The sequence below is a fragment of the Streptacidiphilus carbonis genome (assembly GCF_000787775.1).
GTDB classification, from domain to species: domain Bacteria; phylum Actinomycetota; class Actinomycetes; order Streptomycetales; family Streptomycetaceae; genus Streptacidiphilus; species Streptacidiphilus carbonis.
In genome coordinates this window covers 1-20,138 of sequence record NZ_BBPM01000094.1, presented here as the reverse complement: position 1 = coordinate 20,138, position 20,138 = coordinate 1, and the positions used below count along the sequence as shown (strand labels likewise).

Sequence of the window (20,138 nt, the reverse complement as noted above, 5' to 3'; positions counted from 1 at the left end):
CTAGTGAACCGCCGGTGATCTGTTCAATTACCTGCTCGAAAGGGATCCGATGCTTTTGGAATGCGCCGCGAATTTCCTTACGCGCGGTAACCACAGGATGACCACGGTACAATCACAGAGCAGTCAAACCGGACATACGGCCACAGGGTTCGGAATAGCCGTGTGACAAGCTGCATATCCTGCGCACTCCGGTGCCGAGACGGGCGGTCCGGATCACATCGAACGGTAAGCGACGCAATGGCGCTATTCGACCGGCCCGGCTGCCTGACCGACGACGGAGTACCAACTGACGGCTCCGAAAGCCTTCCCCGCGTCCATGTGCTCGTACATGTCTACGGCCTGCTGCTGTGCCAGATCAGGTACTGCTGACGGACATATCCACGAGGGTCGCTGTCGGCCACGACCCGGTCGTGTTTCGCCAGTTGGTGTGCCGCGAAAAGAGCTCGAGTGCTGTCCTCAAGGCGTGCGTCGTGGGTCTGGAGCGATGCCCGGTCGGACATCGCGGCGTAGCGCAGCAGGTATTCGCGCTGCTTGCGGGGCGGGCCCGCTGGGATGACTCGGCGCTTGGAGAGGAGCTTGCGGCGCTCGTCCTCGATGCTCGGGGCGCCGGCGTAGGCCTGTTGGGGCGTGGGAACCGGGCCGGTCGGCACAAGCCTGGCGAGTTGGGGAGGGAGAGGGGGGAGCCCGTGCGCGGAGAGGACGGCGTTGGCGAACGCCGGCTTGTCGACTGGCAGGCCGTGCCGGCCGAACAGGGCGAAGAGATCGGCGAGAGCGCGGGGTTCGGTGCCGCGCGGGAGGTCGTCGTCGGTGGTCGTGAGCTTGCCCAGGAGCGGGCCCCAGTACAGTCCCTGGGGGTCGGTGAGGCGTAGGCGGAGGGTGACCCGGTGGGTGCCGGTTTCGGACTCCTCGTCGAACTTCATGGCGAGTCCTTGGACGGCCCGCCACGGGTAGGTGCGGCGGACGAGCAGCCGCGTCATGGTGAGACCGTTCGCGTCTGCCTGGAGCCAGAAGGCGTGGGGGACGGCCATGGCCGTGACTGTGACGATCGCGGCCGCGATCAGCATGCATGTGCCGGGACCGGCGGTGCCGGTCTCAATGAGCACGATCGCCGTCAGGAGGGCCAGCATGCACCCGAAGGTGACGATTTCCCCCGTCAGTCGTATGGAGGCCAGTCGCACTGTGGTCATCCTGTGCTCCTCCTGAGGTGCTCTGGGCGGCCACGATCGCGAACGGCGCTCGACCGAGGAGATTTCAGCGGGCCGTTCCGCCTGTCCGTCGGTGCTGGGCCTCGGCGGTTTCGGAGTGTCACGGCGCCGCGTCCTCGTCCTTCCTGAGCGGCGCGTTCTCCACCGGTACGGCGATCCTCTGCAGCCGCCCGCTGAACGACGCCCGCGCTTGGACGACCTCGTCACCCGACGCACTCGAGCGCATCGCGTCCTGGACCCAGGCCGCGATCTCGTTCAGCGTGAGGAACGCGCCCTTGTCGGCGGCGTACTCGACTCTCTTCCTCGCCATGCCCTTCCTTCCTCTTGCGGATGCCGCCGGGGCGCGCTTCCGGTCAGGACAGGTCGCTCCATGCCTGGTCGACCAGTACCGCGACCTGGTCCGGGTGGTGGATCAGGGGCCCGCCGTGCATGCGGAGTTGGACGGTCAGGCCGTCTGCGCTGCGCTGGCAGTAGGACGTGGTCACGCTGTCCGGGGCGGGTTTTCTCCCGGCGGCCGTGAATGCGTTGATCACGACGCAGGAGACGTGCCCGTAGGCCAGCAACTGGTCGTACGGTACGGCGCTGCCGGTGTCGGCCGGATCCTCGTAAGGAACGTACGGCTCCGGCGAGTCGCTGCGGACTGCCCGCAGATCGAAGAAGTTCTCTTCCGTCTTGTCGGCATAGGAGCGCACCGCCGCCGCCGCGCCGCCGTAGTCGGCGGACAGCCGCTGTCCGCTGCGGACGTCCTCGACGGCATGCCGCTTCGCCGATGCCTGCTGGTACGCGTTGACGGCCTGGGCGCGCTCATGTCGGGGAAGGAGGTGAACCCGTCCAGGTCGGCGGGCATGTGGAGGCTGCCGCTGCCGGCCCTGCCGAAAGCGGAGCCGCTGTGACCGGCGGCCAAAGCGGGTAGACCGGCCGCGGCCAGCCCCAGGAGGAGGCCGAGGGCCCCGGCGACGGCGGGGTTGCGCAGGAGGAGCAGGGGACCTCGGCGCGGTCCTGGCGGAGGGACGGGGACATCGTTCTGCTCGGTCATGTCTCGCTCGTTGTCCATCTCAGCTGGTGCGCAGATCCAGCGAGCGCTCCAGCCGGTCGGCCTGTTCTTCGAGTTGTGTCTCGGTGCCCGAGGTGAGCGCGTGGACCGGGATGCTCCTGCCGTCCTTCAGCAAGCGTGAGCACCGTTCTGCGGTTGCCCACGCTCGGGCGCAGGACGACCTGCGCGTTTCCGTCCCCCATGGTGATGCCCTCCCTAGTCGTCTACGTAAGCTAACATGAATATATGGCTTCATTCCATTCATATGGGCAGGGATTGCCACCGGGGTCCGGCACCGCGCGACCGCCCCGCCTGCCGGTCGGGTTCGTGGTGGCCCTGGTGGTGTTCACGGTGGCCGGTGTCCTGGCCGATCTGCTCTTCTCCTTCGCGATGCTCTTCGCGGGGGACAGCTGCGGCACCGGCGGTACCGGCGGCTCCGCTCCGGTCTGCGGCGCGAGGGTGTGGCTGATCCTGCTGGGGCTGCCGTGGCTCGGGCTCGTGGCAGCAACTCTCGTCGCACTGCTGGGCGCTATGTGTGCCGTGCGTCAGCGCAGGTCGCCGTGGTACATGCTGCTCCTTGGAGTGGCGGTCTATCTGGTCGCCTGCGCGGTCACGTATCAGGTGCTGTTCGGCTGAGCCCGGCCCGCAAGGGCGGCGCGCGCCACGAGCGCAGTGCCTGCCGTACGCCCTTCCCTCCAGCCGGAACGAACGCCTCAGCTAGGATGAATGAGCGAGGAGAGGGGGACACATCGGATGGCCGGTCAGCGCGAGTCCGGGGCGGAGCAGCATCTGCAGGCGTCGACCCTGGCCGAGAAGATCGACGCACTCTTCCGCGTCGTACGTCGGCCCGACCACGACCCCTACAGTCACGAGGAGGTCGCGCGAGCCTGCCGCGAGGCCAGCGGTGAGTCGTTCTCCGCCACGTACCTGTGGCAGCTGCGAACGGGCCGACGGGACAATCCGACCAAGCGTCATCTGGAAGCGCTTGCCGGCTTCTTTCACGTGCCCGTCGCGTACTTCTTCGACGACGACCAGGGCACGGCCATCGCGAGGGAGTTGGAGCTGCTCGGGGCGCTGCGCGACGCCCGGGTGCGCAGTGTCGCCTTGCGCGCGGTGAACCTCTCCCCGGAAGGCGTGAGCACCATCAGCGACATCATCGACGTCCTCGCGCGCAGGGAGCAGGGGACCGCCGGGCACGGCACGCAGAGTTGACGCGCACCGAGCCACCACGCACGCAGAAAGAGCGGAAGAGGTACCGCAGGTGTGGACCGATCGGCGCCGTGGAGCGCTGACACAGCGGCACCGGCGCAGGGTCCGGGCCCTGTCGCTGCCACGTCCCTTCGACGCGTTCACCTTCATCGCCACGCTCGCAGCCGAACGGGGCAGGCCCATCGACCTGGTGCCCGTGGCCGGCCGGACCGACACGCCGTGCGGCCTGCTGGTGACCACCGACCGGGCCGACTGCATCGTCTACGCGGCAGACACCACAGCGCTGCACCAGCAGCACATCCTGCTGCACGAGGCGGCACACCTCATCTGCGGTCACCACGAGGCGCAGCCCTTGCTCTCCGCCACCGCGCGCATCCTGCTGCCCAACCTCCCGCCCTCGCTGGTCGAACGGGTGCTGGGAAGAACCGTGTACACCGAACCCCAGGAGCACGAGGCGGAACTGGTCGCCTCCCTCATCCGCTGCCGGGCCGCCAGGGAGGACAACCTCACGGCGGCCTCCGCGGCGCCCGAGGGATCCCGGCTGGCCACACTGCTCAGCGCCCCGCACCGGTGGGTGGCACGTGGTTGAGGCGACCGCCCTCCTCGCCGCCACGATCCTGCTCGGTTTCGGTGCACGCCGCATCGTGACGGCTCCGAAGGCAGGAGTCGACCCGGCGCACGGGCAGCTGTGCGGGTTCGCGTTGTGCATGGGGGCCTCGCTGGTCGTCCTCGCCCCGGCGAACCTGACCGCCCTCGCCCCGCTGGTAACGCAGACGGCGGCCGTCCTGGTCGGCGACGCGCTGAAGACGGCGTCGCTGAGCTTTCTGCTGCTGTTCGCGCTTTCCCTGTCCGCCGAACCCGGCACGCCGGTCCGGCACCGGGTGCGGCGTCACCGGGTCGTCGCGTGGGCCGTCCAACTGGCTTCCGCCGCAATCCTGTTGACGGCCCATCCCGCCTGGAACAACGGCACGGCAGTGTTGCACGCCAGCGCCGGGCGGCTGCTGATGGCGGGCGACGACGCGCTGTTCACTGGCTATGCCCTCTATTGCCTGGCCGTGCTCGGCCACGTCCTCGTCCGCCACCTGCGCTCGGCGGGGCGAGGCCTGCTGCGAGTCGGGCTCCTCCTGGCGCTCGCCGCGGTCGCCGTCGGGATCCTGTGGACACTCTGGTCGCTCGACGACATGGTCGGCGTCCTGGCACAGGGTACCCAGGACGGGGGCGAGGACACGCTCTCCAACGCCCTCGGCACCATCTGCGTCTCCCTGGCCGTCGCCGCAGCGACCGTGACGCTGTGGAGCACCACGTTGGCCGCACCCCTGCGCTGGCTCCGTGCGTACCGCAGCCACCGGGACCTTGAGCCGCTGTGGTCGGCGCTGCATGCGCAGCTCCCCGAGATCGCCCTGCCGCTGGCCGATCAGAGCGGCAGACTCCCGCTGTGGCAGGCCGAGTTCGCCCTCTACCGACGCATCATCGAGATCCGGGACGCCCAGCTCGCACTACGCCCCTACGCCGCCCCGGCCGCCCCCGCCGTCGGGGCGCCCAACGACGCGGAACGGGAGGCCGAGGCTCTGGCCGCGGCGCTGGAGAACCACCGTCACGGTCGCCGCCGCACCCCCGCCCCCGGGGCCACCTCCGGCCTCAGCCCGGTACCGGGCACGGTGGAGGCGGAGGCCGCATGGCTGGGCCAGGTCACCCGAGCGTTCCTCCGCGCGAGGCCGGACATCCCGGCATCGCCGCCCGCCGCTTCGCCCGGAAGATCCCGGCGCGCCCGCTGACCCAGTGCGACCGGTGAGGGGTCCACTCGCCTCGTTCGACCGACGAACATCACCCTGAGCGCAGTACTCTCACGCTCGGCTGCGGGGAGAGGAGGGGGTCCCGCCAGAATTTCCCTACCGGGGGATGTCGATCAGTACGCGGCCGCGGCCGCCGGCGTCGACGCGGTCGTGGGCCTTGGCGATGTCGGCGAGCGGGAAGCGGTCGCCGACATCGACGGTGAGGGCACCGGCGGCGGCCGCGGCGGTGAGGTCGCGGGCGGCCTGGCGTCTGGCCTCGGCCGGGAAGTCGTCGCTGCCGAGCAGGCGCAGGGTGACGTTGTTGAACAGCAGGGTCCAAAACGGGATCTCGGTGCGCTCGTCGCGGGTGGCGTACGCGGCGATGACCGCGCCGTTCGCGGCGACGGCGTCGTCCAGGTCGGCGTTGTCGGACAGAGCGACCTCGATGATCCGGTTGACGCCGCCGGGTGCGTGGGCGCGGATCTCGGCGGCCGGGTCGCCTGAGTCGAGGGCGACGGCGTGAGATACGACCGCTGGATCGATCCTGTCCAGTTCGGGGCCGCGTCGGACGGTGCCGATGACCGTGGCCCCGCCCCAGCGGGCGAGCTGGGCGGCCAGTGAGCCGACCCCGCCCAGGACGCCGTTGACCAGTACGAGCGTGCCGTCGACGGGGCCGTCGGCGAAGACGGTGCGGTGCGCGGTGATGCCGGGGATGCCCAGGGACGCGCCGAGGTCGTCGGACAGGTGGTCGGGCAGTGGGACGGCGAGGTCGCCGGGGACAACGGTGTACTGGGCGGCGGTACCGAAGGGGCGGTAGGACTGGGCGCCGTACACCCAAACGCGCTGCCCGATGCGGCGCGCGTCGACGCCGTCGCCGACGGCGTCGACGACGCCGGCGGCGTCGCTGTGCGGGACCACCCTCGGATAGGGCATGGCCGAGCCGGTCCAGCCGCGCCGCTTCTTGGTGTCGCCGGGGTTGGCACCGGAGACGGTGACGCGTACGCGGAGCTCACCGGGGCCGGGGGCGGGGTCGGGCAGCTCACCGACTTGGAGTACTTGGGCGGCCGGCCCCTGCTGGTCGTACCAGGACGCGAGCATGTTCAGTCCTTCCGATCACGGGTGCGGGTCTGGGGGTGGGGCTGTTCGTCGTCCGCTCGGATGCCGTCGCCGTCCAGGACCTCGTGGAGCCAGGCGCGTTCGGCGCGGCTGGTGGCGTGGGCGGTGAGCAGCATGCCGCGTCGGTAAGCGTCGGTGACCTGCTCGGCGCGCAACGGTGTGTCGCCGTCGTAGAAGAAGCTGGCGGGAGCCTCCAGGAAGTCCAGGCGGCGGCGCAGCACGGCGTGCTGCTCGGCGCTGTCGGGCAGCAGCGAGAGGAATGCCAGGATCGTGAACCAGCGGGAGAAGTCGGTGACTTCGTGCTCGGCCGGGGCCCGCAGCCGCAGCAGCATGTCCTCGCGTCCTGCTGCGGTCAGGTTCAGCACGTACCGGCCGCCGCCCGACTCGGGCGCGGGGCGTCGTTCGATGAGCCCGGCCTTCGTCATCCGGCTGATCGCCGGGTAGAGGGTGCCGTCGCTGACCGGACGGCTGTAGCCGGTCAGGTTCGTGATGCGGCGGCGCAGCTCGTGACCGGGCAGGGGGCCTTCGGCGAGGAAGCCGAGTATCGCGAGTTCCAGCATGATCCCAGCTTGCCACATCGAAACGATGTGTGCATCGTTTCGATGTGATCCAGGCCGGGACGGCGGCCATGCCGTCGGGGCGAACGTGGCCGGCCTCCTCCAGCCGACCGGACGTCGAAGAACTCCCAGACCGCGCTCCAGAAGCCTTCCAGGTCGGTGACCGACCAGTGGTGCAGGGCGGCGTAGTCAGGCGCGCTGATCCCACGGGTCCGGCCCAGCCAGCGGGTGAACTCGGCGATGCGGCTGCCGTCAGCTGTAGCGGGATCGGGTGCCCAGAAGGGCTGGGGCTGCGCGGCGCCGGGTGGGGTGGTCATCGCGATCTGCTCCTCAACGGGTGAGAGGGGAAACGGTTGCGCCAGGTTGGCTGGGAGGGACAGGGCTATGGCCGTGGGCGCGCTGGGGCGGTGAGCAACGGCGCCCAGGCCGTCGTGCGGCCGAGGCCACCGCTTTTCGACACGGTGTCCAGCACGACACGGTCGGGCCGCAACAGGACCGCCAGGGCGCGGCCGCGGCGCAGCCAGGCCGCGAGCGTGCCGTCGTCCGCGACGACGGCATCCCCTGGGTGGACATCGGCCGGGCCGCCGCGGACGTGGACCACGCGCGCACCGAGGCCATCGGCTACGGCCCGGACCGCGGGCGTGGGCGGAGCGGCAGTCAGCAGGGCGAAGGAGTCGCCGAGCGCGTCGTCGAGCAGCATGCGGCAGCCGTCGACCATGACGTAGGGCTGCGGACAGGTGCTGCCGACCAGGCGGTTGCCGGCGAGCGGGTCACGGTGGACCAGCGGCCCGGCGGCGAGCGCGGGGTTGAGGTTGCCGGCGAAGAAGGCAGTGAGGCCGGGAACGCGGTAGGCCGCGCCGAGTACGGCGCGGCGGACGGTGGCGGCCTGGTCCTGGCCGCCGGTCATTGCCCAGCCCATGGCGACCGCGAGCCGGATCAAGTGCCGGGCATGCGGCCTGCGTTCGCCCTCATAGCTGTCGAGCAGTCGTTCGTCGGCACCGTCGGCGGGGACGTGGGCCAGCTTCCAGGAGAGGTTGTAGGCGTCGCGGAGTCCCGCGCACAGGCCCTGGCCGATGAAGGGCGGGGTCTGGTGGGCGGCGTCGCCGAGCAGGAAGATCCGGTCCTGCCGCCACTGGTCGGCTAGGCGGGCCCGGAAGGTGTACTGGGTCTGCCGGATCACCTCGAACTCGTCAAAGCCGGTCCCAGACTAGGGGTGTGGAGTCATCCCTGGTAGCCCCGCTGCCCGGACGGCACCCACCGCGCCGACCCGCTGCCTACTGCTTGTCGCAGAGCGCCTGGATCTGAACGTCGTCGTGGTTCGTTGCCCCGAAGTAGTGGTCGTACTCGGAGACGGCGGTGTTGTACCCGGAGATGTCGGTGGCGCCGGCGCTCTCCCCCCGGTAGGCGGCCGCCAGCCCGGTGTGGTCTGCGGCGGCCTGCTGAAATGCGGCCTTGAGCGTCTTGTCACTGGTCTGGCTGGCGGCTTGCGTTTCCACTGCCACCAAGCGGTCTTCCTCGATGGCGGCATCCGCCTCGCTAGGGCGATCTTCACCATGGATACCGGCCGCCGACCAACGTGAGCACGCTGAAACCCACGCGCACCATGCCGCATTCGAGGTCGCCGGGTCCTGCCGGATGATCAGGGCGGCGCCAATGGCCGCGGCGCCAATTGCCCCGACGACTACTGCGCCTGCGACTCGGCCGAACGCTTTTCGTGCCTTGCGGTTCGGGTCGGACTTCGCTTGCGCCGGCACTCGCTGCGGGCGACGAGCGGTAGCCGTCGGCCGGTCAGGCATCTGGGCAGTGCGGGCCCTTGACGGTGCGAAGCATGGGTGTGTTTCTCCCGTCGTTGGTGCCCCTTGCCGGGGCGGCTTGTCGTTCCCTCTGGCCGTGCCGCCGCTTGGGCCGGCCCTGCATCGAGCGGCAGGACCAGGCTGCCCGGTGCGGCGGTGCGGGGTCACGTTTCCCATACGAATCCGTAATCCCCGGCCTGACCCCGTCCTCAAGTTCCAGCAGCCAGTCGCGGCTCACGCCGCGCAGATCCTCATCCTGTGCTTGCAGCATGTGGAACAGGCCCCAGTACTCGTTGAGCTCGTTCTCGACGTCGTCGAGGAACTCGTCAGGCCATGCGCTGGCGAGAGCTTCCAGCGGATTGGCCGGCAGGATCAGCAGGGCCTGCAGGTCACGCTCGCCGCTGTAGTTGGGGCCGAGGAGACGCGCCAGCTCGTGGAAGAGAGCGGCCGCAAGCTCCTCGGTGCGCCGCTCGTTCAGCAAGCGCAGTGCCTTCCGGACCCCGGCCATGTCGTGTTCCACGCGCAACGCCGAGCGGAGGAGTCAGGGACTTCCCCCGTTCACGGCACAGACCCGGTTCGGGTGGTATCCGCGTTGCCACAAGGCCTGGTCGTCGACATCGAGGACCAGACTGGTCCGCTTGCTCGTCGAGGCCTTCCAACCCAGGATCCGCCGGGAGTAGGCGTCCAGGCGGCCGCAAGCCTGCGGGCCAGCGCCTGGTCGTGTACTCGGGTGCGCTCGCTGGTCGTGGTCGCTCACCCGCCTGAGCTGCGGGGGACCAGGGCACCGAGATACCGGTGCCCTGGCCGGGTCGTGTCTACCCGCTTCCAGTGTGGTGGCCTGCCGGTTCACAAGCGGCGTAGAAGTGGTTCAGGTGTTCCTAAGATCAAGTGCCCCTGGCGGCGCGGCGGTTCAGTGGGTCCAGCGTGAGACCAGGGGGGTGGCGGCCAGGGCGATGATGACTCCCGCGCCCAGCGAGAGCGCCAGCAGGGACCAGCGCACGGCGGCGTCGCCGGGTTCTCCGGGGCGCTGCCTGCGCAGGTCGGCACCGATCAGGCGGGGCAGGCGCCAGATGTAGGCGAGGACGTGCACGGTCATCACCGCGGCCCAGCACACGAAGCTGGCCTTGTGCAGGAACAGCACCGGCACGCCGCCGAAGTTGTGGCCGGTAAACGCCAAGGCGATTCCGGTGCCCAGGACGGCGACGCTGGTCAGGACCACGACTGGTCCGAGTATCCGCAGCAGCGGCACCGGCGGCCCCTTGCGGCGGTAGGCGGGGGAGCCGGTGTAGTAGCGGGCGAAGCGGTAGCAGGTGGAGCCCAGCTTCAGCAACACGGGGCCGACCAGTAGGAAGCCGATGGCGTAGTGCCAGGTCAGCAACCGGTTGAGGAAGAGGATGGTGACGCCCTCGGCGGCGAACAGCGCCAGCAGGACGGCGCCGGTGGCCGCCGTCAGCCGCTCGTTGCCCTCGGGGCCGGTCTGCTCTGCCGGTGGGGTCAGCCGGTGGCCGGCGGTCACGGTCATGTGGTGCACCTCGATGCTGGGAGACGGTCAGCAGTGTGCCCAATCGGTGACTAAGAAACAGTTCAGAGGCGCCGTCAGCGGTTCGGGTATGGTGCGGGATCCAGCCGCAGGACCAGGGCCGGGCAGTTTCCGTGATCGGACCGGGTGCTGCGCTTCTGCGCGCAGGTGTCCATCGACACCTCTTCGATCCAGTAGGAGTCGGACGAGCTGACGCGTCCGGTCACCGGCGACGACACCGCCATCGCCTGCTGGGTCTCGGCGATGACCGTCGGCAAGCAGATGCAGTTCTTCGGAGCCCGGGTGAACCTGGCCAAAGCACTGCTGTACGCCATCAACGGCGGCCGCGACGAGGTCAGCGGCGTCCAGGTGGCACCCGCCACCGCCCCTATCACCGCCGAGTACCTGGACTACGACGAGCTGTACGCCGCCTACGACCGCACGCTGCAGTGGCTCGCCGGCGTCTACGTCAACGCCCAGGTCCGCCGCCACCCTACCTACCGCGGCGCGGTGCACACCCAGTCGGTGCTCACCATCACCTCCAACGTGGTCTACGGCAAGCACACCGGCAACACCCCCGACGGCCGCCGCGCCGGAGCGCCGCTCGCTCCCGGCGCCAACCCGATGAACGGCCGGGACCGCCACGGGATGGCTGCCTCCGCACTGTCGGTCGCCAAGATCCCCTACGGCCAGGCCCGCGACGGCATCTCGCTGACCTCCACGGTCACCCCCGAGGGGCTGGGCCACGACCCGGCCGAGCGGGTCGGCCACCTGGTGGGGATACTCGACGGCTACACCGCTTCCGGCGGTCTCCACCTCAACGTGAACGTCCTCGACCGGGCCACGCTGCAGGACGCCATGGAGCACTCGGAGGACTACGCCGACCTGACCATCCGGGTCTCCGGATACGCCGTCAACTTCGTCCGGCTCACCCGTGAGCAGCAGCTCGACGTCATCAGCCGCACCTTCCACGGTGCGCTGTGAGCACGACCGCCCGGACCGCGACCACGGGGACCACCGGCCGGATGCCCTCCTTGGGACCTGTCCACCGGCGTGGACGGTCCCGGGACCCGGTTCGTGCTGTTCCTGCCAGGCTGTCCGCTGCGGTGCCTGTACTGCGCCAACCCCGACACCTGGCACATGCGCGACGGCACGCCCACCGCGGTCGACGAGGTTAAGAAACTGATAGCACGCCTTCACCGCCGAGGTAGTGCCGCTGCAAGGACCTCGGCCTGCAAACCGCCCTGGACACCTCGGGCTTCCTGGGCGCTGCCGCCGACGACCGACTACTGGCCGACACCGACCTGGTGCTGCTCGACATCAAGAGCTTCGACCCGGCACCTACCGCAGTCTGACCAGCCGCCGGCTGACCCCCACCCTGGACTTCGCGACCCGACTGGACCGGCTCGGCAAGCCGACCTGGATCCGCTACGTCCTGGTGCCGGGGTGGACCGACGACCGGGAGGCCATCGACGGCCTGGCCGCTTTCGTGGCCGGACTCCGCAATGTGGAGCGGGTGGACATCCTGCCCTTCCACAAACTGGGCGCTCCCAAGTACGAGGCGCTGGGCATCCCCTTCCCGCTGGCCGACACCCCCACTCCCTCAGCAGACCTGGTCGAGCGGGTGCGCGCCCAGTTCCGCGATCACGGCCTGCGGGCCTACCGAGTCGAAGGGAATCGTCCCCGGGGGGTGAGCCCTACGGGGTTCACGGTGTCGGGGTCGGCGACTCGAGGGCGCCGGCGACGCCCGGGCGGCCGAGCACGTACAGGTTGAGGACACCGCAGAGCAACGCGACCACGGTGAGCATCGCCATCACCATGGAATCTGCGTTCTTGCCGCTGCCCACGAACGAGGCACCGCTGTTGGCCGCGCCCACGATCGTGAGCAGCGCGACGGCCGCGCTGGCGATCATCAGTGTGTGGCGTGCCAGGATCGCCTGCACCAGTAGCCCGATCGCGGCGAGGATCAGCAGCAGGCCGATCCCGGCGTGAACCGCGAGCGCCGCCGGCCCCTTGGTGAGCGCGTCAGCGAAGCCCTTGCCCATCCCGCCCTGGTACGAGGCCGGCACGTTCACGAACAGGTTCACCCCGATGCCGAGAGCGAGCTCGACGATCAGCATGAGGCACAGGGCCAGACTGGCCCGACGCAGACCATCGATCCGCCGTGGGCTCTGTACTCTCGTAGCCACCGCGTTCACTCCTTGTCGTACTCGTCAACCCGAGGACACCGTCGCTGACGGCTCACGCACGGGACACGGCCCACCGCCGGTCACCACTACCGTAGCCGTGCCCGACCCCGCTCCCGTACTCCCCTCGAAGCATCGTCACCTGCGTCCGGCGCGTCGCTCGGAGCGCGAGGAGCCGGCTGCCTCAGCGTTCGGGCGGTGCCGGGTCCAGGCGCAGGGCCAGGACGGGGCAGCCGGCCACGGCGCGCCGGGCGTGGCCCAGCAGGTGCTCGGGGACGGTGGGATCGGGGATGACCGGGTAGCCCCATTCGTCCAGGTCGACCCGTTCGGGGAACAGTTCGGCGCACACCCCGCGCCCGGCACAGGCGATCCGGTCGATACTCAGGCGCTTGGCCGCGCTCACTGCCATCCCTCCTGCAGCGGCCCCGGCGCAGTGGGGACCGTGAGCGTGCCGTGGGTGCCGGCGGCGGGGCACGGTCCCCGGTGGAAGTGCTGGCGCACGTCGTCGGTGAAGGTCTGCAGCGCGGTGGCTGCCAGCCGGGCGGCGCCGTCGGGGTGGCGGCAGGCGCCCCGTCCGGGAAGCAGGCCGATGCGCCTGTGCAGCCGGTCGAACCCGGTGCGGTCCAGGCCTCCCCAGGCGAGTTGGGCGAAGTCCTCGGCGACGGCGGGCAGCCCGAACTGGCAGGGCCCGCACTGGCGGGCGCTCTGGGCGGCGAGGTAACCCAGGATCCGGGCGGTCTCGGCCAGACCGCAGGCGGCGTGCGGCAGTGCGGCGATCACGCCGGCCCCTGGCCCGGCTCCGGCGGCTGCCAGCCCGGACTTGCTGAACGCGGTCCGTACCGCCTGCTCGATGGGAAGCCAGCTACCGAAGAATCCGCCGACCAGGACGGCGCCGATCGGTGCGATGGCGCCTCCGGCGGTGTCGAGGATGCGGCCGACGGGGGTGCCCAGGGGCATCTCGTAGACGCCGGGGGTGTGCACCGCTCCTGATGCGGTGACCAGGACCGTGCCCGGCGCGTCGGGGGTGCCGGCGGTGCGGAACCAGGCGGCTCCGTAACGGGCGATCAGGGCAAGGTGGGCGAGGGTCTCGACATTGTCGATGAGCGTGGGCCGGCCTTCGACACCCTTCTCGAACGGGCGCGGAGGGGTGGCCAGCGGGCGGGCGTTGCCGGTGTTGATCCAGTTGACCAGGGAGGTCTCCTCGCTGGAGACGTAGTGGTGGGGCAGGGCATGCACCTGGACCGGGATCCGGTCCAGGTGCTCGCGTCGGCGCTCGGCCGCGGCCAAGGCCAGGGTGCTGCGCTGGGCGGCACGGGTGCGGGGCAGGCACAGGTGGATGACGTCGGCGCCCACGGCGGCCGCGGCGAGTTGGGCTCCGTCCAGGACCAGGTGCGGGGCCACATGGAGCAGCACCTCGTCCTTGAGGCTGGCCGGTTCGCTCTCCATGCCGTTGGCCACCACCACAGCGGTGCCGCGGGCGCGTGCGACGGTGCGCAGTTTCCGGCCGGTGGGGAAGGATGCGCCGCCGCGTCCGGTCAGTCCGGCCTCCTCAGCGGCTGTTATCAGGGCGGTAACTGTTTCTTTGCTGCCGGGCAGCGGTGCCGGTCCGTATCGGAGCAGGTGCTGGTCCAGATCGGCCGGCACACCGGTGGCGAACCAACCGCTCAGCAAACGCCCGCCAGGTGGCTGCGGGGCGGCGGAGTGCGTGGCCGAAGCCTCGGATTGCAGAGTCATCGGGGACCTCCGAGTCGGTCGGCCGCTGGACTTGCCGGGACGGTGGTAACGGCGTCCGCGCGTTGGGCCCAGCCCGCCCGGAGCGGACCGTTGGCGAGGAAGGCCACCAGCAGCATCGGGAGCACCAGGGCGGCCACGCCTCCCCAGATTCGGGCGGTGCGGTGCTCGGGTCCGGCGCGGTACAGGCGCCACCACACGGCTGCGACAACCGCCGCGGTGCAGGCGGCGGTGAGCAGCAGCTGCAGGGGGAGCTTGGTGTCGGTACCGGTGCCCGCGCCGTGGAACAGGGCCAGCGGCCAGCAGGCGTAGGACAGCCAGTGCACGGCCTTCCAGCGCCTCACTCCCAGCCGCAGCCGGATCGCGCTGGTGGCCAGAACCGCGAGCAGCAGGTCGAAGGCCAGGGTGCCCAGCCCCAGCCACAGCGTGCGGTAGGAGGAGGCGAACGGGAGGACCGCGTCCCACCAGGTCAGGTGGACGAAGGTGTCGGCGATCGCAGTGACGATGTGCAGGACCAGGAAGGCCAGGGTGAGCAGCGAGAGGTTGCGGTGCAAGGCGGCGATCTCGAAGCGGGCGATGCGCTTCGGCGCGTACTGGCCCCCGGACGCGATGCCCAGGACCACGGTGGCGGTCAGCAGCACCAGGGCGACGGTGCCACCGGCCCGGGTGGCGTACCACAGCGGGCTGGGGCCTGCGGCCAACTGGAGAGTCGCGGTGTTCACGCAGCGCCTCCTTGGGGGAGTGGTTCCTCGGGCCAGCCGCAGGTGGTGACCACGCCGCCATCGGTGCGCACCAGCCGTGCGGGCAGAGCCCGCTCACGCAGCCAGGCGGGGGCCGCTTCGCCGAGCAACACCGCGGCGGTGCTGGCGGTGTTCGCGTCCACGCAGGTAGCTGCGGTGACGCTGACGGTGCGCCAGACGGGTGCCGGCGTATCGCCGGTGGAGGGCTCCACGATGTGGTGCACCACGCGTCCGCCGAGCCGCCAGGCGCGCACGGTGGTGCCGGAGGTGGCCAGGGCGCCGCCGCGGAGGGCGACGACCGGTTCGGTGCCGGTGGGTGCGGCGGCGTGGTCGTCCGCGATGGCGACCTGCCAGCCGTCGCCGGGGGCGGGGCCGGCGGTGGACAGGTCCCCGCCGAGGTTGACCAGCACACCGCAGCCGGCGGTCCGCGCGGCGCGCGCTGCGGCCCGGTCGGCGGCCAGGGCCTTCGCGGTGGCGCCCAGGTCCAGGCCGGCCCACGGCGGTAGTTGCAGTCGGCGCTGCAGTGGGTTCCAGCGAATGGAGCGCCAGCCGGCGGCCGGGACCGGCACAGTCGAGGCGACCTGCTCGGGGCGGATACTGGCGAAGGTGCGGTCGTAGCCCAGGGCGCGCAGCGCCGGGCCGATGGTCGGGTCGACCAGCCCGTCGCTGGCCTGCGCGGCGTGCAGGGCGACGTCCAGGGCCTGGGCGAACAGGGGGCTGACGGTGACCGGCCGGCCGTGGGCCGCGTTGGCCAGCGACAGTTCCGAGTCGGTCCGGAAGCGGCTGCAGGCCAGGTCGATGGCGGCCAGCTCCTCCTCCAGGACCCGCCGACAAATTGCCAGCGCGGCCGGCTGGGTGACCAGCAGCTCGGCGGTCGTGCCCAGGGCGCGGAAGGCGACCTGGCCCAGGTCCACCGCGGCGTCGGTCATGAGCCCCCCGACTTCGTCGGCGGCGCCTGGGTGGGTTGTGCAACGGCGGTGGGGGGCTGCGAGGGCGGCGTCAGACTCGGCGCAGCGCTTCGCGGCTGTGCGGCGGCGGCCGGTGTGTTCCTGCTGGCCGGGATCCTGGAGGCGGCGCGGCGACTGGGTGCGGGCTTTGCGCTGCCTGGTGCCGCGGCGGCGGCCGGGTGGTGACTGGGTGCGGGCTTTGTGCTGCTTGGTGCGGCGGCAGTGGCCGGGTGGTGACTGGGGCCAGGGGTGATGGTGGGCGCCGGAGCGGGTGGGGAGCTCTTTCCCGGCAAGGTGCGGGCGTAGCCGGTGCTCAGGACGATCGAGCCGGCGGCGGCAGCGGTGGCGATCGCCACCGTGGTCAGCTGCACGCGCCGCCGACCACGGTCGCGGCGCCGTATCGCGTGTCCGCCGGGGACGTGACCGTGGTGCGCCATCGGGGCTCCTCGCTGATCGACGACCCGGGACCAGCACCCTCCCGGGGCACGGGAACCGGGCGGGCGCCCCTGACGGACGCCCGGATTCCACAGTGCCGGGCGTGTGGTCGGCAACCGGTTCAGAAAGTCTTCACAACCTGCAAAGACCGAAAAAGCCGCAGCTGGGAGCCGGAACATCGCCGCTGAGGCAGCGGCGGGGCGTCAGTCGACGCCCTCGGGTGAGGTGCCCGGGTCGGTGCGCTTGGCCAGGCGGGTCGAGGGCAGGATCAGGACGACGGTCAGGCCGCCCCCTGGGGTGTCCTGCAGCCGGGTCGTGCCGCCGTTGGAGGTGACCAGGCGGTGGACGATGGCCAGTCCCAACCCGGTTCCCCGGGCGTCGGGGTTGCCGAAGCGGCGGAATGCCGCAGCTTGGGCCGACGCGGACATGCCCGGACCGTTGTCGACCACCGCCACGCGTACCGTGTCGCCCTCGGAGCCGGCCACCACCTGGACCTGGCCGCCTTCACGGGCCGCGTCCAACGCGTTGGCGACCAGGTTGTCCAACACCTGCTCCAGGACCTCCGCCCCCAGGAAGGCCTCCAGGCCCCGCGGACAGCGGGCGCTGAGGTGTACCCGCCGTTCGCCGGCCACCGGCTCCCAGGCGGCCAACCGCTCGCTGACCACCTCGTCCACGCGCACCGGAACCGGCCGGGGGACCGCGCCCTCGGCCCGGGCCACCGCGAGCAGGCCGTCCACCAGCCGTGACAGTCGGGCGATCTCCTCCTGTGCGCCCACCAACTCCAACGCCGCCTCGCTGTCGACGTCCCCGGCCAGCAGATCCAGGCGCAGTCGTAGGGCGGCCAGCGGGGTGCGCAGTTGGTGCGACACGTCGGCGATCACCGTGCGGTGGCCGTGGACCAGTGCCTCGGTGCGCGCCGCCATGGTGTTGAATGTCGCCGCCAGTCGGCGCACCTCCGGGGGGCCGCTCTCGGCCGGGGCGCGGACCTCCAGGCTGCCCTCGCCCAGCCGCTGGGCAGCGCTGTCCACCTCGTGCAGCGGGCGACTCACCCAGCGGGCCAGTCCGATCGACACAAGCGCGCCGGCCAGCAGCCCGGCGACCCCGATCAACGTCAGCCAACCCCGTACGGCCGCGAGCCGGTCGTGCAGCGGATCCAGCGAGCGGGTGAGCACCGCCACGCCCACCGGATCCTCGGCGTCCCCGATCGGTGTCGCCACCGTGAGCAGGTCACCGCTCTGCCGGGTCCGGGGCTCGTTCTCGGCTAGGACTGCGTTCACCAAGGTGGTCGCCTCGGCACTGGTGGCGGTGTCACAGGAGGTCCTGGCGAGCACCTGGCCGGTGGTGCCGTAGACAGCGGCGCAGTCACCGTCGTCCTGGGCGCGGTCCAGAACCTGCAGCATCGGGGTGGCCGGCTTGTGGTCCGACAGGTGCTCTTCGGCCGTTGAGGCGATGGTGCGTCCGGTGGCTTCGGCAGAGGCCCGGAAGGAGGTCTGCTCGCGTTCGCCGAGCAGCCACCCCAGCGGGAGCACGGCCCCCACCAGCAGTACCGCGACCAGGGCCAGCACGCTGAGTGCGATGCGTCGGTTCACCGTGGGCTCAGCCGGGTTCGGCCAGTCGGAAGCCGCGGCCGTACACGGTCTCCACCAGCCCCGGGCGACCGAGCTTGCGGCGCAGCGCAGCCATGTGGACGTCCAGGACCTTGCTGGGTCCGTACCAGTGCGCGTCCCAGGCCCGCTCCAGGATCTCCTGACGGGTCACCACCCGGCCGGGGTCCACGGCCAGGCACTCCAGGATGTCGAACTCCTTCGCGGTCAGCGCGATCTCGGCGCCGTCCACGGTGACCTTGCGGGTGCGCGGGTCGACGACCAGGCCGCTGTGCTGGAGCAGTTCGGGGGCGGTGGGGCGGGTACGGCGCAGCACCGCCCGGATCCTGGCCAGCAGTTCGGCCAGTCCGAACGGCTTGACCAGGTAGTCGTCCGCGCCCTGGTCCAGTGCGGCGACCCGGTCGCCCTCCTCGCCGCGGGCGGTGACCACGATGACCGCCACATCGGAGCGGCGCCGCAGCATCCGGCAGACCTCGACGCCGTCGACGTCCGGCAGACCCAGGTCCAGCAGCACCAGGTCCGGCACCGGTTCGGCCGCCAGCGCGGCCTGCCCGGTCTCCACGCACTGCGCCGCGTACCCGGCCCGCTCCAGGCCGCGCACCAGCGAGCGGGCGATGCCCTGGTCGTCCTCGACCACCAGCACCCGCACCGCACCGCTGTCCGGACTCAGCTCCTGCATGCCGTCAGCGTAGGCCACCGCCGGGTCGGGAAGCGCTGGGCGGGCCGCGACCCCGTCGGGGCGGGTCGTTTCAGGTACGGACTATTTCGCCGCGACCTGCGCGGCCTCGCGCTCCTGGGCCGGGACGGTGGCTGTGATGCGGGCGGAGGCCAGCGCCAGCGCGGCCGATGCCAGGAGGACGACCTCGACGGCGACGCTGATCAAACCCAGCGGCTCGGTCCAGTTGCCCTTGTCGTCGCTGTAGTCCGGCAGCCCGGGGCCGCGTGAGAGGACGAACCCCGCAAGCGGACCCAGTGCGACCCCCGCGGTCAGGAACCAGGTCAACGGCTGGAACCGCGGCAGGTGCACCACCAGCAGCAGCACGGCGCACAGGACTGCGGCCGCCTCAAGTGCGTAGTAGCCGATCCCGACGTAGGTCGGGGTCTTGTCGCCGGGGAAACCGCCCTGGTCCTGGACGTGGATCCAGGCCACGGCCAGGCACAGGGCCGCGGCCACGGCACGTACCGGTAAGGAACGGGCAAGACCTGACCAAAACATGATGAATCTCCCATCGCGGCAATGTTCATTTGACCGTGGCCGGCTTTGCCGGATTCGGACACAGTGCGGCCCGAGTCGCATCCCCAGCCCCAGTGGTCAAGGGCGCTTGCGAGGCTCTCCGACTAGTGACGTGTACACAACATTAAGCCGAAGGTTCCAACACGACGCAAGAGGGGATGCCGACGGCGCCGGGCAGGTAGCGCGCTGCTGGGGCTGATCGGCTAGGAACAGACGGCAGGTCAGCGCCGTTCCCGGGCACAAGCGCATCGCGGATGAACCGCTCGCCGTGGAGGCCGAAGAGGGAGCCGCCCGCTGCACGACCTCTGGACAGAGGTCCCCGGTCTCGGCTGGCGGGCTGGGTCAGTGGTGGGCCGGCAGGGTGCGGGTGAGGGCGGTGCGCAGGGCGGGGTCGAGGTAGGTGGGGGCGGCCTCGAGGACGATGCGGTAGCCGCTGCCGGCCAAGACGTGATCGACCGTCAGGTCGATGGGTCCGGTGCCGGATCCCGCCACGTGCAGGCGGATGCCGTCGGCGGTGTGGTGGACACGAGTGAGCGGTGGTCGGCGTGGATGGGAAGGAATGAGCGCACACAGGACCGACAATGGGTTGACCAGCCTGTCCCGTCCCCGCGAGGAGGGGATCGCCATGCGACGGCAACCGATCCTTCTTCTACCATCGTCTATCGCAGCTGCGACGCGGATGCCGGCGCCTCGCACGGCCGGCGCTCGGCCAGGTTCGGGTGGGACTGAAGGACACCGGTGCCGGACCGCCGCCACGCGGGGCCCTTCGCGTCGTGGCGGGCGCGTGCGTGGCGGATGTCGTCGCGGTGGGCAACCCCTCAGGGTCGCACCGCTGAGACCGGCCGCGGCCACCGGCGCCGACCTCATCGCCGCGCCGCACGCACGGGCCAAGTGACTGCCGACGATTAGCGACGCCTGCTCCTCGGCGGCTGCCGGCAGCTGCGACCGGGGCCGCGCTGCCTCATCCGGAGAGCGCCGGTTCCACTTCTACCACTGTGTCCTGGCGGGGTTGGGGTGGGGTTCGTCTTGGTGGCCTGGGGCGGGTAGAACTGCTGTT

At 71.1% G+C, this 20,138-nt stretch carries 21 protein-coding genes and 4 pseudogenes; 6 read left to right on the top strand and 19 right to left on the bottom strand.

What is annotated here, in order from left to right; genetic code table 11:
- Positions 1-332 precede the first annotated feature (332 nt).
- The 3 genes from TR46_RS38645 to TR46_RS36060 all read right to left on the bottom strand — a co-directional run bounded on the left by TR46_RS38645 (position 333) and on the right by TR46_RS36060 (position 1,897).
- The gene (locus tag TR46_RS38645) at positions 333-1,187 is read right to left on the bottom strand and encodes a hypothetical protein (RefSeq protein WP_052433411.1); all 855 of its coding nucleotides are present in this window, start codon (positions 1,185-1,187) and stop codon (positions 333-335) included.
- A gap of 118 nt (positions 1,188-1,305) precedes the next feature.
- The gene (locus TR46_RS36065; protein WP_042410940.1) at positions 1,306-1,515 is read right to left on the bottom strand and encodes a hypothetical protein; all 210 of its coding nucleotides are present in this window, start codon (positions 1,513-1,515) and stop codon (positions 1,306-1,308) included.
- Between the two features lie 43 nt (positions 1,516-1,558).
- A complete protein-coding gene (locus TR46_RS36060; protein WP_052433410.1) occupies positions 1,559-1,897 on the bottom strand; it encodes a hypothetical protein in 339 nt (112 codons plus the stop codon).
- A 587-nt stretch (positions 1,898-2,484) separates the two neighbouring features.
- On the opposite strand from TR46_RS36060, the gene TR46_RS36055 reads away from it, so the two are divergent.
- The 4 genes from TR46_RS36055 (at position 2,485) to TR46_RS36040 (ending at position 5,222) form a co-directional block, all read left to right on the top strand.
- The gene (locus tag TR46_RS36055) at positions 2,485-2,874 is read left to right on the top strand and encodes a hypothetical protein (RefSeq protein WP_152626905.1); all 390 of its coding nucleotides are present in this window, start codon (positions 2,485-2,487) and stop codon (positions 2,872-2,874) included.
- Positions 2,875-2,991: 117 nt separating this feature from the next.
- Entirely contained in the window at positions 2,992-3,450 is a 459-nt protein-coding gene (locus tag TR46_RS36050; protein ID WP_042410937.1) for a helix-turn-helix transcriptional regulator, read from the top strand.
- Positions 3,451-3,499: 49 nt separating this feature from the next.
- The gene (locus TR46_RS36045; protein WP_052433409.1) at positions 3,500-4,036 is read left to right on the top strand and encodes a hypothetical protein; all 537 of its coding nucleotides are present in this window, start codon (positions 3,500-3,502) and stop codon (positions 4,034-4,036) included.
- Positions 4,029-5,222 carry an MAB_1171c family putative transporter gene (locus TR46_RS36040; RefSeq protein ID WP_042410935.1) on the top strand — a complete coding sequence of 398 codons (1,194 nt, stop codon included), beginning with the start codon at positions 4,029-4,031 and terminating at the stop codon, positions 5,220-5,222. The genes TR46_RS36045 and TR46_RS36040 overlap by 8 nt, the downstream gene beginning before the upstream one ends.
- Positions 5,223-5,336: 114 nt before the next feature.
- On the opposite strand, the gene TR46_RS36035 is transcribed toward TR46_RS36040, so the two are convergent.
- From TR46_RS36035 to TR46_RS36010, 7 genes and pseudogenes are all read right to left on the bottom strand, one after another.
- On the bottom strand, positions 5,337-6,317 hold the full coding sequence (locus TR46_RS36035) for an NADPH:quinone reductase (protein ID WP_042410933.1): 981 nt from the start codon (positions 6,315-6,317) through the stop codon (positions 5,337-5,339).
- A gap of 2 nt (positions 6,318-6,319) precedes the next feature.
- Positions 6,320-6,895, bottom strand: a complete 576-nt coding sequence (locus tag TR46_RS36030) for a PadR family transcriptional regulator (protein WP_042410932.1) — start codon at positions 6,893-6,895, stop codon at positions 6,320-6,322.
- Between the two features lie 110 nt (positions 6,896-7,005).
- Positions 7,006-7,209, bottom strand: a pseudogene (locus TR46_RS44905) (acetoacetate--CoA ligase); the annotation flags it as partial.
- A 65-nt stretch (positions 7,210-7,274) separates the two neighbouring features.
- Positions 7,275-8,081 (bottom strand): annotated as a pseudogene (locus TR46_RS36025) (FAD-dependent monooxygenase); the annotation flags it as partial.
- 85 nt (positions 8,082-8,166) lie between these two features.
- A complete protein-coding gene (locus tag TR46_RS42940; RefSeq protein ID WP_161790267.1) occupies positions 8,167-8,394 on the bottom strand; it encodes a hypothetical protein in 228 nt (75 codons plus the stop codon).
- A gap of 286 nt (positions 8,395-8,680) precedes the next feature.
- The gene (locus TR46_RS36015; protein WP_152626903.1) at positions 8,681-9,205 is read right to left on the bottom strand and encodes a hypothetical protein; all 525 of its coding nucleotides are present in this window, start codon (positions 9,203-9,205) and stop codon (positions 8,681-8,683) included.
- Between the two features lie 390 nt (positions 9,206-9,595).
- Positions 9,596-10,207 (bottom strand): hypothetical protein, encoded by a 612-nt coding sequence (locus TR46_RS36010; RefSeq protein WP_042410927.1) that lies wholly within the window; start codon positions 10,205-10,207, stop codon positions 9,596-9,598.
- 153 nt (positions 10,208-10,360) lie between these two features.
- On the opposite strand from TR46_RS36010, the pseudogene TR46_RS36005 reads away from it, so the two are divergent.
- Together TR46_RS36005 and TR46_RS40455 are read left to right on the top strand one after the other, a co-directional pair.
- Positions 10,361-11,188 (top strand): annotated as a pseudogene (locus TR46_RS36005) (pyruvate formate lyase family protein); the annotation flags it as partial.
- A gap of 41 nt (positions 11,189-11,229) precedes the next feature.
- Positions 11,230-11,978: pseudogene (locus TR46_RS40455) on the top strand (4Fe-4S cluster-binding domain-containing protein).
- Here TR46_RS40455 and TR46_RS36000 read toward each other — a convergent pair.
- The 9 genes from TR46_RS36000 to TR46_RS42935 form a co-directional block, all read right to left on the bottom strand.
- Entirely contained in the window at positions 11,911-12,324 is a 414-nt protein-coding gene (locus TR46_RS36000) for a hypothetical protein (RefSeq protein WP_042410925.1), read from the bottom strand. The pseudogene TR46_RS40455 and the gene TR46_RS36000 overlap by 68 nt on opposite strands.
- 250 nt (positions 12,325-12,574) lie before the next feature.
- On the bottom strand, positions 12,575-12,793 hold the full coding sequence (locus tag TR46_RS35995; protein WP_042410923.1) for a ferredoxin: 219 nt from the start codon (positions 12,791-12,793) through the stop codon (positions 12,575-12,577).
- Entirely contained in the window at positions 12,790-14,124 is a 1,335-nt protein-coding gene (locus TR46_RS35990) for an NADH-ubiquinone oxidoreductase-F iron-sulfur binding region domain-containing protein (protein WP_084719233.1), read from the bottom strand. The genes TR46_RS35995 and TR46_RS35990 overlap by 4 nt, the downstream gene beginning before the upstream one ends.
- Positions 14,121-14,843, bottom strand: a complete 723-nt coding sequence (locus TR46_RS35985) for a ferric reductase-like transmembrane domain-containing protein (RefSeq protein ID WP_236655683.1) — start codon at positions 14,841-14,843, stop codon at positions 14,121-14,123. Before TR46_RS35985 ends, TR46_RS35990 begins: the two co-directional genes overlap by 4 nt.
- Positions 14,840-15,790, bottom strand: coding sequence for an FAD:protein FMN transferase (locus TR46_RS35980; protein WP_042410922.1), 951 nt, complete (start codon positions 15,788-15,790; stop codon positions 14,840-14,842). The genes TR46_RS35985 and TR46_RS35980 overlap by 4 nt, the downstream gene beginning before the upstream one ends.
- Positions 15,791-16,446: 656 nt before the next feature.
- Entirely contained in the window at positions 16,447-17,832 is a 1,386-nt protein-coding gene (locus TR46_RS35975; RefSeq protein WP_042410920.1) for a sensor histidine kinase, read from the bottom strand.
- 7 nt (positions 17,833-17,839) lie between these two features.
- Positions 17,840-18,526, bottom strand: coding sequence for a response regulator transcription factor (locus TR46_RS35970; RefSeq protein WP_042410942.1), 687 nt, complete (start codon positions 18,524-18,526; stop codon positions 17,840-17,842).
- Positions 18,527-18,607: 81 nt separating this feature from the next.
- A complete protein-coding gene (locus tag TR46_RS35965) occupies positions 18,608-19,021 on the bottom strand; it encodes a hypothetical protein (RefSeq protein WP_236655682.1) in 414 nt (137 codons plus the stop codon).
- Between the two features lie 402 nt (positions 19,022-19,423).
- A complete protein-coding gene (locus TR46_RS42935) occupies positions 19,424-19,573 on the bottom strand; it encodes a hypothetical protein (protein WP_161790266.1) in 150 nt (49 codons plus the stop codon).
- Positions 19,574-20,138: the final 565 nt, after the last annotated feature.

Coding starts and splice junctions, on each gene's coding strand:
- TR46_RS35970 (WP_042410942.1), bottom strand. CDS start 18,526: ATGCAGGAGCTGAGTCCGGACAGCGGTGCGGTGCGGGTGCTGGTGGTC.
- TR46_RS36010 (WP_042410927.1), bottom strand. CDS start 10,207: ATGACCGTGACCGCCGGCCACCGGCTGACCCCACCGGCAGAGCAGACC.
- TR46_RS36035 (WP_042410933.1), bottom strand. CDS start 6,317: ATGCTCGCGTCCTGGTACGACCAGCAGGGGCCGGCCGCCCAAGTACTC.
- TR46_RS36065 (WP_042410940.1), bottom strand. CDS start 1,515: ATGGCGAGGAAGAGAGTCGAGTACGCCGCCGACAAGGGCGCGTTCCTC.
- TR46_RS36030 (WP_042410932.1), bottom strand. CDS start 6,895: ATGCTGGAACTCGCGATACTCGGCTTCCTCGCCGAAGGCCCCCTGCCC.
- TR46_RS35990 (WP_084719233.1), bottom strand. CDS start 14,124: ATGACTCTGCAATCCGAGGCTTCGGCCACGCACTCCGCCGCCCCGCAG.
- TR46_RS36000 (WP_042410925.1), bottom strand. CDS start 12,324: ATGCTGATCGTCGAGCTCGCTCTCGGCATCGGGGTGAACCTGTTCGTG.
- TR46_RS36050 (WP_042410937.1), top strand. CDS start 2,992: ATGGCCGGTCAGCGCGAGTCCGGGGCGGAGCAGCATCTGCAGGCGTCG.
- TR46_RS36055 (WP_152626905.1), top strand. CDS start 2,485: ATGGCTTCATTCCATTCATATGGGCAGGGATTGCCACCGGGGTCCGGC.
- TR46_RS38645 (WP_052433411.1), bottom strand. CDS start 1,187: ATGACCACAGTGCGACTGGCCTCCATACGACTGACGGGGGAAATCGTC.
- TR46_RS35980 (WP_042410922.1), bottom strand. CDS start 15,790: ATGACCGACGCCGCGGTGGACCTGGGCCAGGTCGCCTTCCGCGCCCTG.